11 protein-coding genes and 1 tRNA gene are annotated in these 11,787 nt (G+C 64.7%); 5 read left to right on the forward strand and 7 right to left on the reverse strand.

Annotation, left to right across the window (positions count from 1 at the left end; translation table 11 throughout):
- Positions 1–299: hypothetical protein (locus VHB27_RS15300; RefSeq protein ID WP_325601941.1), on the forward strand; the 299-nt coding region annotated here is incomplete at its 5' end.
- 50 nt (positions 300–349) lie between these two features.
- On the opposite strand, the gene VHB27_RS15305 is transcribed toward VHB27_RS15300, so the two are convergent.
- From VHB27_RS15305 to VHB27_RS15315, 3 genes are all read right to left on the reverse strand, one after another.
- Positions 350–439: transfer RNA gene (locus VHB27_RS15305), tRNA-Ser, on the reverse strand.
- Positions 440–529: 90 nt separating this feature from the next.
- Entirely contained in the window at positions 530–1,831 is a 1,302-nt protein-coding gene (locus VHB27_RS15310) for an NtaA/DmoA family FMN-dependent monooxygenase (RefSeq protein WP_325601943.1), read from the reverse strand.
- Between the two features lie 76 nt (positions 1,832–1,907).
- Complete coding sequence (locus tag VHB27_RS15315) at positions 1,908–3,200, reverse strand: NtaA/DmoA family FMN-dependent monooxygenase (RefSeq protein WP_325601946.1); 1,293 nt, start codon at positions 3,198–3,200, stop codon at positions 1,908–1,910.
- Positions 3,201–3,512: 312 nt separating this feature from the next.
- On the opposite strand from VHB27_RS15315, the gene VHB27_RS15320 reads away from it, so the two are divergent.
- Positions 3,513–4,517, forward strand: coding sequence for a lipid A deacylase LpxR family protein (locus VHB27_RS15320; protein WP_325601948.1), 1,005 nt, complete (start codon positions 3,513–3,515; stop codon positions 4,515–4,517).
- 30 nt (positions 4,518–4,547) lie between these two features.
- Here the strand turns inward: VHB27_RS15320 and VHB27_RS15325 are convergent, their stop codons facing one another.
- The 3 genes from VHB27_RS15325 to VHB27_RS15335 all read right to left on the reverse strand — a co-directional run bounded on the left by VHB27_RS15325 (position 4,548) and on the right by VHB27_RS15335 (position 7,497).
- Positions 4,548–5,945 carry an MmgE/PrpD family protein gene (locus VHB27_RS15325; RefSeq protein WP_325601950.1) on the reverse strand — a complete coding sequence of 466 codons (1,398 nt, stop codon included), beginning with the start codon at positions 5,943–5,945 and terminating at the stop codon, positions 4,548–4,550.
- A gap of 62 nt (positions 5,946–6,007) precedes the next feature.
- Positions 6,008–6,427: an EVE domain-containing protein gene (locus tag VHB27_RS15330; protein WP_325601952.1), complete on the reverse strand. Its 420-nt coding sequence runs from the start codon at positions 6,425–6,427 to the stop codon at positions 6,008–6,010.
- Positions 6,428–6,552: 125 nt separating this feature from the next.
- The gene (locus VHB27_RS15335) at positions 6,553–7,497 is read right to left on the reverse strand and encodes an aldolase/citrate lyase family protein (RefSeq protein ID WP_325601954.1); all 945 of its coding nucleotides are present in this window, start codon (positions 7,495–7,497) and stop codon (positions 6,553–6,555) included.
- Positions 7,498–7,728: 231 nt separating this feature from the next.
- On the opposite strand from VHB27_RS15335, the gene VHB27_RS15340 reads away from it, so the two are divergent.
- Complete coding sequence (locus tag VHB27_RS15340) at positions 7,729–9,000, forward strand: dicarboxylate/amino acid:cation symporter (RefSeq protein WP_325601956.1); 1,272 nt, start codon at positions 7,729–7,731, stop codon at positions 8,998–9,000.
- Complete coding sequence (locus VHB27_RS15345) at positions 8,997–9,941, forward strand: amino acid ABC transporter substrate-binding protein (protein WP_325601958.1); 945 nt, start codon at positions 8,997–8,999, stop codon at positions 9,939–9,941. The genes VHB27_RS15340 and VHB27_RS15345 overlap by 4 nt, the downstream gene beginning before the upstream one ends.
- A 16-nt stretch (positions 9,942–9,957) precedes the next feature.
- Here the strand turns inward: VHB27_RS15345 and VHB27_RS15350 are convergent, their stop codons facing one another.
- The gene (locus tag VHB27_RS15350; RefSeq protein WP_325601960.1) at positions 9,958–10,698 is read right to left on the reverse strand and encodes an SDR family NAD(P)-dependent oxidoreductase; all 741 of its coding nucleotides are present in this window, start codon (positions 10,696–10,698) and stop codon (positions 9,958–9,960) included.
- A gap of 192 nt (positions 10,699–10,890) precedes the next feature.
- Here VHB27_RS15350 and VHB27_RS15355 point away from each other — a divergent pair.
- The coding region (locus VHB27_RS15355; protein ID WP_325601963.1) for an MFS transporter at positions 10,891–11,787 on the forward strand (897 nt) is incomplete at its 3' end.

Below are 11,787 nucleotides of genomic sequence, written 5' to 3' on the forward strand. Positions count from 1 at the left end.
CACCCGAGTGTATAAAGTCCGTAACCTTGGGCGAGCGGACGCCTGTCACGGAACAGCGCGCGATCTATGACGCTGTGAAAGACACGCGGATAACCCTCACGCTCGCTGCCATCGACCATCGCGGCTATGCGTTTAGACGCGAGCTGATTAAAATGGCCGTTCCGGTCTCAGATATGAATCCATGGATCACGCCGCGTACGGCTCATATCTTCAGCCACCTGACGACGCCATTCGGTGAGATCGCGCGTCATCTGATCGCCAGCCATCCGATGAGCAAGACCGTCAACAAGCCTGTGTGAGGACCGCCGCAGGATGCAAGCGAATACTCCAGCATACCGCGGCGAACATTTGGCGGACGGGGTGAGATTCGAACTCACGGTACGCTTGCACGTACGGCGGTTTTCAAGACCGCTGCCTTAAACCACTCGGCCACCCGTCCCCGCACGGACCGGCGCCCAGCCCTATCGCGTTCACACCGTCCCGTCCATAGGCATTCGCCCCGGCCAAACGGCCCCCTCAAGTCCCGGGATCAGAATGCCCGCAGATTGTCTCGCAGCATCGCATGCTCGTAAGTCTTGCGCACCAGGCCCATCTTCTGCAGCGCGGGGGTCAGCCCGTCGGCGATCTCGGTGATATAGCGGCGAGTGAATTCCGGATCCATGACCAAGAACCCGTCGCCGCCGACCTCCGCCATGATCTCCGCCATCTGCGCGGCGACCCGCTCCGGCGTACCGACGAGGTCGACGTCCTTGAGCGATCGGCCCTGCATCACGATCTCCCGCGGCGTGCGGCCGGAATAGCCTTTCGCGACGGAAAGATGGCCGTTCGACGTCAGTTCCGGCAGTTTCTCGTCCAGGTCGTATTTCGAGAAATCGATCCCGGTCACGCGCGACATGTTCGCGAGGTGGAACTCGATATGCGTCTCTGCCTCCTTCAGCCGCGCCTGTTTCCGAGCCAGGGCGGAGTCCATGAACTCATCGACGATCGGGGCGATCAGGAACATGATCTTGATGTGGTCGGGATTGCGCCCGGCCGCGACGGCCTGCTGGCGGATGTCGTCCCGGAATGCCTTCATCGCCGCCACGCTGCCGGCCGAAGCGATGATCGTGTCCGCCCAGCGCGCCGCGAACTGGCGCCCGCGTGGCGAGCCGCCGGCCTGGCAGATCACCGGATGGCCCTGCGGCGACCGGGGCGCGGATAGCGGCCCGCGGGAGCGGAAATACTTGCCCTCGTGGAACACCGGCCGCACCTTCGCGGGATCCGCGAAAATCTCGTTTTCCTGGTCGATCACCATCGCGTCGGCATCCCAGGAATCCCACAGCTTTTGCACCAGTTCCACGTATTCATCGGCCATGTCGTAGCGCTGGTCGTGCGGAAACTGCCGCTCATGGCCGAAATTCTGCGCACCACCGTCATTGCTGCCGGTCACCAGGTTCCAGCCCGCTCGGCCGTCGCTGACATGGTCCAGGGCGTTGGTCAGCCGCGCCAGCAGGAACGGATTGTATTCGGTCGTGGACAAGGTGGTGATGATCCCGATCCGGGACGTCGCCTGCATCATGAACGGCGCCAGCACGGACGGATCGAGCTTCGGAGAATCGACCGCCAGCCGCAGATAGGTCTCGTGCGAATTCTTGTAGGTATAGGGAACGTTGCAGGAGTCCTCGATCATCACGTAGTCGAACGCGGCACGCTCCAGTTCCTTCGCCAGATGGACCAGAAGGTCGGGCTTCACCCAGCCATGCGGGTTCGGGCCACCCCACTGGTTGCGCCATCCTTTCGGCCCGTAACCTTTCATCACGAACCATCCCATGTGGAAGGGCTGCTGTGCCATCCGCGAGCGACTCCATCTTGTCCGCGTAAGGACAGTGCAAGACGGATGCCATGACAGTCGGTGGTGACGGCAAGGCCTAGAAGGCGAACAGGTTGTCTCGCAGCCTCGGCCCGGCATAGCCGCTGCGCGCAAGGCCACGCCGGCGCAGGATCGGCATCAGCTTCGTCGTCACCTCTTTCAGGTAGCCGATGTCGCCGACCTTGACGCGGAAATGGAACCCGTCCGCGCCGCCTTCCTGCGCAGCGTGCTCGATGATGTCGGCCACCTGTTCGGGCGTCCCCACGATCGGGAAGGTTTCATGCATCGCCTCGTGCTTGGCGACTTCCCGCAAAGTCATGTCCTTCTTCGCCTCGGTGTATTGCAGCAGCTTGCCGATCATGCCCTGGACCGGCAGGTCGGGCGGCAGCGGTTTGTCAAGATCGAAGGGCGACAGGTCCAGGCCCATCATCGCCGACAGGTAGCTCAGCCCGGCCTCCGGCTGCGCGTCCTCGTAATTGCACGCCCATTTCTCCTGCGCCATGTCCGGCGTGTCGCCCATCACCGGCTTGATCGAGAAGAAGATCTTGCAGCTTGCCGGGTCTCGCCCGGCCTCGGCCAGTTGCCGCCGCAGCGCGGTCGAATAGCTCCGCATGTCCTCCAGGCTGTTCTTGTGCGCGATGACCATGTCCGCGTTGGTGACCGCGAATTGCTGGCCGCGACGGGACGTACCGGCCATGACGATGATCGGATGGCGCTGCGGCAGGGCGGGCACGGTCAGCGGGCCGCGGGACTTGAAGTATTTCCCCGCGAAATGGACCGGCTTCACCTTCGCCGGGTCGGCGAAGATCCGCCGTTGCGTATCCTGCAGCACCGCGTCCGCCGCCCAACTGTCCCAGAGCCGACGCACCAGTTCCAGGTATTCGTCGGCTATGTTGTACCGCTCGTCATGCTCCGGCAGGTCGTCCTGGCCGTAATTCTGTGCCGCGGCGGCGTTGGAGGACGTGACCACGTTCCATGCCGTCCGCCCCGCCGTCAGGTGATCCAGCGTGCCGACCATGCGGGCCAGCAGGAAGGGCGGGTACAAGCTTGTCGACAGGGTCGCGCCTAGCCCGAGATGGCGCGTCACGCCGCCCATCATCGCCAGGATCGGCGCCGGGTCCAGATGGGCCTCGAACCCATGGCGGACGTAATGGTCGTTGTTGCCGCCATAGGCTGTGGGGATCGCGGGGATATCGGCGAACAGGACCATGTCCAGGAACGCGCTTTCGCAGATCCGGGCGATGTCCATGTAGAGGCGGCCCTGGCGCCAGTCATAGGTCGCCGCCGAGGGTAGGTCCCAATAATGCGCACCGGGGGCGCCGAACCAGGCGAAATGCAGCATCTTGGGCATCGATCGGCCTTTCCCATCGGGGATCGCATGTCTCATGCACGAGATGGACCATCCGCACGAGATGGACCATCCGTTCGACCGGACAGGCAGGCGACCCCTATCCGATCCGCGAGTAACCGCTATAACCCGCTGACCGCAAAGGGTGGCTGGTCCGAATCACTCGACCCGGTCATGATTGGCCACCGGATCGGACTGGATAGCGATGAGGTCGTTTTCCCGTCCGATTCAATGTGCTAGGGTGTCCACCCGTTGCGCTCCGACAGACGATCGTTCATCCTGAGGCGTTCATAAAGGCTTCCGAAGACTGACCGCATGAAGTTCTGGACCCTTGCTCCCCTCGCGGCGGTTTTCGCCCTCCCGATCGCTTTACGGCCGGTTCCGGCACTGGCCCAGGCGACGCCGGACAATAGCAGCATCTGGACGCTGCAGGACGAGAACGCCTCGATTTCGGCCGGCACGCCGACGGATAGGTTCTATGTCAATGGCTTGCGGCTGAGCTGGTTCTCACCCACGACTGTCGTGCCTGACTTCCTGGCCGATCTCGGCCGGACCCTTTGGGGGCCGGGCGAACTGCGGGTGGGCGTCGACCTGACGCAGCAGATCTACACGCCCGCCAACACCTCCCTGAGCGTGCCTGATCCGCGCGACCGTCCTTATGCCGGCGTGCTGCTGGGCAATTTCTCGCTGCTGGGCGACACCGAGGACACGCGCAGCGTCTTCACCATCAGTGTCGGCGTGGTCGGCCCCGGGTCAGGCGCCGCGAGCCTGCAGAACGGCTTCCACGACCTGATCGGCCAGGACCATGCCAATGGCTGGGACCATCAGATCAGCAACACGCCGGTGTTCAACGTGATGCATGAGCGGACCTGGCGCCTGCCCATGGGCAAGGTGTGGGGCCTGGAGACGGACGCACTGCCATCCCTGACCGCCGCGGTCGGCGACCTGCGCGATTACATCCAGACCGGCATCCAGTTCCGCATCGGTCAGGGTTTGGATTCGGATTTCGGCGTGCCGCGCGTGCGCCCGGGCCTGAGCGGCGGGGACGTGTTCAAGCCGACCCGGCCGTTTGCCTGGTACGTCTTCGTCGGCGGCGACGGGCAGGCGGTCGGATACGACCTGCTGCTGAATTCCCACCCGTTCCGCGGCGGCCCGCATGTCAACCCGATCTGGGACGTCGGCGAGCTTCAGGGCGGCTTCGCGGTCATGGCTTACGGCATGCGCCTGACGTTCGCCTATGTCATGCAGACCCAGGAATTCGAGCACCAGACCGGCGGCCTGCACCAGTTCGGTTCGGCGGCGCTGTCGATCCGGTTCTAAACCGTCTCCGCGCCGCCAAGCCGTAGTGGCCTACTCCCCGACCAGTCGGGCGGGCATCAGCGGGGCCGCCAAGCGCATCAGGCTTGATACGTCCGCCGTCGTGTCGATCGCGAGCACCGCGTTCGCCAGGGCCGCGGCTCGTTCCACCCCCAGGATCGCATCCGTCAGCCCGGCGAACTTCGCCCGCAGTTCAGCCTCGGTCAGGAAGTTGGACGGTTCGCCTTTCGGCACCACCACCTTCTTCTCGAAGGTCTGGCCACGCGCGGTGATCGTCAGCTTGCCGGACATGTTGGTCGGGAACTCCGCCTCGATCTCAGGGTCGAAGGCGCATTCCACCTTCGGCAGCAGGCCGCGGATCGTCTTGTCGTCCAGCAGCTTGTAGCTGTCCCATCCCATCGCCCCGGTGGCCAGCGCGCTGGAAATCACGAACGGCCCGCTGAACTGGCCGTCGACGACGTTCTCGGGGTTCGCCTTCTTCTCCGCCGGCGCGCCGACCAGAAGCATGCCGGACTTCGGCAGGCCGAGGCGGATATGGGTGATCTCCTCCGGCTTCAGGTCGTTGGCGGCCCGCAGCGCCAACGCCGCATCGATGCCGGCATGGCCATAGCGGCAGGACGGGTATGGCTTCACCGCCGTGTTCATCAGTTCCCACACCGACCCCAGGTCCTGGAGCGCCCGTTCCGGCGTCGGATTGGGCGCATAGGCGCGCATGAAACCGTGCTTGCCCTCCAGCGCCTCGGACGCGCCCTTGAACCCCTCGCGCACGAGGGTCGCGGCCATCAGCCCGTTGGTCGCAGCCCAGCCGACCTGGAAGCGCTTCGTCCACGCACCGTTGGCCAGGAATTGCAGGCTACCCGCCGCCTGCGACAGCACAGTGCCGAGCGCATTGGCCACGCCGTCGGCGTCGAGGCCGAAGACACGGGCGGCCGCGGCGGCCGCACCGAACGCGCCGCAGGTCGCGGTCGGGTGGAAACCCCGGTCGTAATGCTCGCCGGCCGGCAAGGCCAGCGCGACGCGGCAGGTGATCTCATACCCGGCGATGATGCCGGCCAGCACGTCGGCGCCCGAAGCCCCGGCCATCTCGCCGGCCGCCAGCGCCGCAGGAATCACCGGCGCACCGGGATGCAGCGAGCCGGCCGCGTGCGTGTCGTCGAAGTCCAGCGAATGCGCCAGCGCGCCGTTCAGGAATGCCGCACCGGCGGGGGTATAGCGCGCCGCGTCGCCGAAGACGCCGGAATTGCCCGCCGCCATGCCCATCGCCCGTGCCGCCGCCAGGAAGGACGGCGTGCTCTCCGCGTCGTGGCGCGCGCGGACGATGTTGCCGACCAGATCCAGCACAAGGAACCGCGCGCGGGTGACGACATCGGCCGGCAGCGCGTCGATGCGCAGGCCGGCGGTGAATTCGGAAAGGGTGGCGGTCACGCCCATGGTCGGTTCCTCCAGGCTACTGCTTGGTATTGTGCCGGAAACGCAGGGTCAGGCAAAGGCCGTCAGTGGCTTTTCCAACCGCCGATCTTGCATAGCTTCTTCCAGTGTGCCGCCGAGACCGGCATCACCGACAGGCGGGACTGCCGCACCAGCGCCAGGTCGGCGAAGTCGGGATCAGCCTTGATCTCGACCAGCGTGACCGGTTTGGGCATCGGCCCGACCACTTTCATGTCCACGCAGACCCAGTCGCCGGACTCGGCGGTCGGGTCGGGATAGGCTTCGCGTGCGACCTCGACGACGCCGACGATCTCCTTTCCGACATTCGAGTGGTAGAAGAATGACAAGTCGCCCTTCTTCATGGCTTTTAGGTTGTTCCGCGCCATGTGGTTGCGGACGCCGGTCCAGGGTTCGACGCCGTTGGCCACCTGCTGATCCCAGGAAAACGCATCGGGTTCGGATTTGACCAACCAATACGCCGGCATCGATCCTCCGTTTAAAGACGGTTTCGATCCGGATACCGCCGCAAGCCGGGGTGGACAAGGACCTTCTGTACGGCCTTACACAAAGCCGTCGCGGCTTTGACCCTTTCCGTCGTGGCCACTCGACATCACACCGGCATCGACCGGCGCTGGTGTGCGCGCCCGATCCGGGCGGTTTCCTCGGAGTGGCCGGCGATGACGCGGACGCCTTCGTCGAGCCGGGCAGCGATGTTCGCCGGGGTGCAGCCTTCCAGGAAGGCGATCCCATAACGTCGGCAGGCGGCGAAGACCTTGTCTCGTGCCGCCTGCATCACGGGCGGGTATGGATCGCGCATGATGTCCACCGATCCGAGCGAGAGGCTTAGGTCGCCGGGACCCATCTCGGCAAAGCCAAGACCCGGAACGGAGCAGATCGCGTCCGCGTTGGCGATCCCTTCCGGGCTTTCGATCTTCACGCCGAGCAGAAGCTCGCCCTCGGGGTTCAGCGGCCAGGGATCGCAGCGGTTCATGTACTCCGCACCAGAGATGCCCCAAACGGGCGCGGCGGTGCTTTCTGACCCGCGACCCCGTGCGCCGATCCCCAGCATGCCCTCGACGGGCGCAGGCAGCGCGGCGCCATTCAGCCGGTCCTCGGGCGACGGCAGCGCGCGATCCACCCCCGCCAGGTTGTGCGGATACCGGCATGCCTCCACGAACGCTCGGACGGCGTCCGGGGTCTCGGCCTGGCAAAGCAGGATGCCGTGCACCCCACGCCCGAGGATCTGCCGGAACTGCCAGGCGTTGAAGCGGACGTTCGCCTCGTCTGTGCCATTGACCGGCGCTTCGACGATCACCGCCGGCGTGCGGTGGCCGGAGCGGGTCGGGCCGGCTTCGACCATGCCCCGCATGTATTCGGCCAGGCCGGTCATGTCGAAGCAGCCATGCTCCATGCCGACATTGATGTAGTCAGCCCAAGTCCCGGCCTCGTGCAGCCCCTGTTCATAGGTCAGCACGTGACCGCTATGCGGGCCGTCGTAATAGATCGCCTGTCCTTGCCCCAGCAGTTCGATCGCTCGGTTGATCCGGCTGGCCATGGCTGGTCCTCCCTATCTGTCGGCGCAGTCTGCATCCTTCCCGGTCCCGCGTGGAAGACCGGGGGGAAGTCCGAGACGAGCGTGCCTTGTCTCCATACGGGCCGATGTCGGGGTAATTATTTGAGATGGACGAATGATTGCGAAAAGATGACGTGGACGACATGATTGCTGGACAGCAAGCCTCGCGGTGCTGCCGGCAAACGGGTCTCGAACTGAAACGGGGATAGCGACATGAAATCGAGCCGCATGACGACCTACATCCTGATCGCCATGATATTGGGTATCGCCGCCGGCGCGGCCGTGCACGGCTACTTCCCCGCCCCCGCGACGCAGAAACTGTTCGCCGGCTATATCTCCATCGGCAGCATGGTCTTCCTTCGGTTGATCAAGATGATCATCGCGCCCCTGGTCTTCTCGACCCTGGTCGTGGGCATCGGCCACATGTCGGATGCCGGCGCAGTCGGGCGGGTCGGCGGCAAGGCGATGCTGTGGTTCGTCAGTGCGTCGCTGGTGTCCCTGGCCCTGGGCCTGGTACTGGTCAACCTGTTCGAGCCTGGGGTCGGCGTTCATAAGGCCGTCAGCGGCGTGTCCTCCGGCATAGACGCACACGCCATGACGCTGGACGGGTTCGTCAAGCACGTCTTCCCCGACTCCGCCATCCGCCCGATGGTGGATAACGAGATCCTGCAGATCGTCGTCTTCTCGATCTTCTTCGGCATCGCCTGCGCGGCGATGGGCAAGAAGTCGCACGTGGTGCTGGAAGGGATCGAGGGCCTGTCGCACATCATCCTGCGCGTCACCGGCTACGTGATGAAACTCGCCCCGCTGGCGGTGTTCTGCGCCATGGCGGCGACGATCGCCACCAACGGCACCGGCATCCTGCTGAACTACGCCAAGTTCATGGGTGAGTTCTATTTCGGCCTCGTCTGCCTCTGGCTGATCCTGATCGCCGTCGGGTTCCTGCTGCTGGGACCCAGCATCGCACGGCTGGTATCGCTGGTGCGGGAGCCGTTCCTGCTGGCCTTCTCCACCGCCAGTTCCGAGGCCGCCTATCCGAAAATGCTGGAGCAACTGGCGAAGTTCCCGATCAGCCGGACGATCTCCAGTTTCGTGTTGCCGCTGGGCTACTCGTTCAACCTCGACGGGACGATGATGTATTGCACCTTCGCGTCCGTCTTCATCGCCCAAGCCTATGACATCCCGCTCACCCTGGGGATGCAGATCGCGATGCTGCTGACGCTCATGCTGACCAGCAAGGGCGTTGCCGGTGTTCCGCGTGCGTCGCTGGTAGTGATCGCCGCCACGCTCAGCCAGTTCAGCCTTCCCGAGGAAGGGTTGCTGCTGATCCTGGGCATCGACACTTTCCTCGACATGGGTCGGTCCGCGACCAACGTCATCGGCAACTCCCTGGCGACCGCCGTCGTCGCGAAATGGGAAGGGCTGCTGGTTGCGGACGAAGAAACCCGCGACATGATCGAGGAGATGGAAGTGGAGCCGGCATGATCCGCCTGCTTGCCCTCCTGACGGCGGCCTGCTTTCTCTGCGCACCGGCCCAAGGTCCGGCATGGGCCGAGGAGGGAGAGCCGCTGACCGGCACGCTGAAGACGATCGCCGATCGGGGTACGATCCTGATCGGCTATCGCGAAGCGGCGCCGCCCTTCGCGTTCCTCAATCCCGGCAAGCAGCCGGTCGGGTTCTCGGTCGATCTCTGCCATGGCATCGCGACCGATGTCGCACGGACGCTGAACCGTGACCTGCTGGAACCGGACGCGCCAGCCTGGCAGAAAGGGGTGCGCATCGTCTATGTGCCAGTCGCCGCCGATGAACGGCTGGCCAAACTGGTTTCGAGTGCAATCGACCTGGAATGCGGCTCGACCACGGACAACGCCGAACGGGAAAGGACGATCGCTTTTTCACCGGTCTTTTTCCTGGCCGGTACGAAGCTGATGGTACCGCTGGTGAACGGACGCCCATCCGTCGCCACCTATCGAGGGCTGGCCGGCAAGACGGTGGTCGTAGGCGTCGGCACGACGAACGCCGCCGTCCTGCACCGGCTGGCGAAACAGGTAGCGCCGCCGATGACGGTACGCGAGGTGCCAAGCCTGGATGACGCCTATGCGATGCTGGGCGCCGGAACCGCCGACGCCTTCGCCTCGGACGATATCCTGCTCGCGGGCTTGCTGGCGACCAAGCCGGACGGGCGGAAATTCGCCATCACTGGCGACTATCTGTCGTTCGAGCCTTATGCGATTGGTCTCAGGCGCAACGACCCAGCCTTCGCCGCGCTGGTGCATGACAGCTTCGTCCGCATGGCGTCCGAGGGAACGCTCTACACGCTGTACAAACGGTGGCTGATGGCTAAGCTGCCGAATGGCCAGCGGATGAACATGCCGATCAGCCCGCAGCTCGCGGAGATGTACCGAGCGTTGGGGCAGCCGGATTAGGCTGGTGCCGGCGGCGTCAGTTGAACGCCATGCCGCCCGACAGCGCGACTGTCTGTCCGGTCATGTATCCGTTGCCAACCAGCATCAGCGCAACCTGCGCCACCTCGTCCGGCGTGCCGAACCGGCCCAGCGGAATCCGCGCAGGCGAGGATGCGACGCCTGACCGGACCATGTCGGTCTCGATCAGCGACGGCGCGATGGCATTCACGGTGATACCCTGCTTGACCAGACGCGCCGCATAGCCGCGGGTCATCCCCTCCATCCCGGCTTTCGAAGCGTTGTAATGCAATCCGACTCCCCCTGCCCCACGCGCCGCGCCCGAGGAGATGTTGACGATCCGTCCCCAACCCTGTTCCCGCATATGCGGCAGAACCGCCCGGGTGCAGAGGAACACCGATTTCAAGTTGACCGCGATGGTTTCGTCGAAATCCGCTTCCGTCAGGTCGTCGAGGCCGCGGATCAGTGCGATGCCGGCATTGTTGACCAGGATATCGATCGCCCCCAACTGCGCTTCGACATCCCGCACCATCCCCACGACCGAGTCCGACCGCGATACATCCGCCCGGACCGCTAACGACTTGCGTCCAAGCGTCCGGATCGTGGCAGCGACACGTTCGGCGTCGGCGGCACGCTCACGGTAATTGACGGCGACGGCTGCGCCGGCCTTGGCCAGCCGCAATGCGATGGCCTCGCCGATCCCGCGCGATCCGCCGGTGACGAGGGCGACGCGGCCGGTCAAATCTGACGTCAGGGTCATACTGAGCTCCTGCTGAAATGGCAGGCCAGTAGAGGGCATTTTACTGATGCCGTCGACAGCGCCTCGAATTCGCCGGTTCTGCCTGGGGGTTTTTCTCTGCAGCCACTCCAGGACCGGTTTTTCCAGCCATCGCTCTTGCCAGCAGCGCCAAACCATGCGGCACTACCGTCATAAAAATGGGAGGAAACGACAATGTCCGTCCCCACGGTCTCGTCAAAACTGCGACGCATGCAGTGGATCGCCGTCGCCCTGGTAACCGCCGCGATCGCCTTGAACTATATCGACCGCTCGACGTTGGCGATCGGCAACGTGACCATCCGAAAGGAATTCGGGCTGACCGCGACCGAGATCGGCGCGCTGCAATCCTTCTGGTCCCTCACCTATGCCTGCGCCCAGGTGCCGATCGGCTTCCTGCTCGACCGCCTGGGTCCGCGCTATCTGATCGGTTTCGCACTCGTCGCGTGGTCGCTGGCACAGGGGGCTGGCGGGCTGGCCGTGAGCTATACGCAACTGTTATGGGCACGCGTCGCACTAGGCGTGACGGAAAGCCCCGCCTTCCCCGGCGCGGTGCGCATCACCAGCGACTGGTTCCACGTCAAGGACCGCGGCAAGCCGACAGGCGTTTATAATTCCGGCGGCAGCATTGGACCCGCCATCGCGCCGCCGATCCTGACCGGCCTGATGCTTGGCTTCGGCTGGCGGGTGATGTTCATCACAATGGGCGTGGCGGGACTTTTCAGCGCGCTGGTCTGGTTCAAACTGTACCGCGACCCGGCGAAGACCGCGCTTGAGCCACAAGACACGGCCTACCTGGCCGCCAACCGCGCCGCCGAGACACCGGTCGAGCTCCGGAACTGGAGCCGACTGTTCCGACACCGTACGATGTGGGGCTTGATGCTGGGCGCGTTCTGCGGCGGCTATGCCGTGTGGATGTACCAGACCTGGCTGCCGGCCTATCTGGAGATGCAGCAGCATATCAGCATCGCCAAGACCGGGTTCCTGGCGATGATCCCGCTGATCTTCTCGGTGCTGGGCGCCTGGGCCGGCGGCTGGGTGACCGACAGGCTGGCACGCGGGAACATGGAGCTG

It is taken from the genome of Rhodopila sp. (genome assembly GCF_035548235.1).
Lineage (GTDB): Bacteria > Pseudomonadota > Alphaproteobacteria > Acetobacterales > Acetobacteraceae > Rhodopila.

What these genes read in the sequence shown, in the direction of transcription:
- VHB27_RS15310 (WP_325601943.1), bottom strand. Translation starts at nt 1,831, where the DNA reads ATGGCACAGCAGCCCTTCCACATGGGATGGTTCGTGATGAAAGGTTAC.
- VHB27_RS15315 (WP_325601946.1), bottom strand. Translation starts at nt 3,200, where the DNA reads ATGCCCAAGATGCTGCATTTCGCCTGGTTCGGCGCCCCCGGTGCGCAT.
- VHB27_RS15320 (WP_325601948.1), top strand. Translation starts at nt 3,513, where the DNA reads ATGAAGTTCTGGACCCTTGCTCCCCTCGCGGCGGTTTTCGCCCTCCCG.
- VHB27_RS15325 (WP_325601950.1), bottom strand. Translation starts at nt 5,945, where the DNA reads ATGGGCGTGACCGCCACCCTTTCCGAATTCACCGCCGGCCTGCGCATC.
- VHB27_RS15330 (WP_325601952.1), bottom strand. Translation starts at nt 6,427, where the DNA reads ATGCCGGCGTATTGGTTGGTCAAATCCGAACCCGATGCGTTTTCCTGG.
- VHB27_RS15335 (WP_325601954.1), bottom strand. Translation starts at nt 7,497, where the DNA reads ATGGCCAGCCGGATCAACCGAGCGATCGAACTGCTGGGGCAAGGACAG.
- VHB27_RS15340 (WP_325601956.1), top strand. Translation starts at nt 7,729, where the DNA reads ATGAAATCGAGCCGCATGACGACCTACATCCTGATCGCCATGATATTG.
- VHB27_RS15345 (WP_325601958.1), top strand. Translation starts at nt 8,997, where the DNA reads ATGATCCGCCTGCTTGCCCTCCTGACGGCGGCCTGCTTTCTCTGCGCA.
- VHB27_RS15350 (WP_325601960.1), bottom strand. Translation starts at nt 10,698, where the DNA reads ATGACCCTGACGTCAGATTTGACCGGCCGCGTCGCCCTCGTCACCGGC.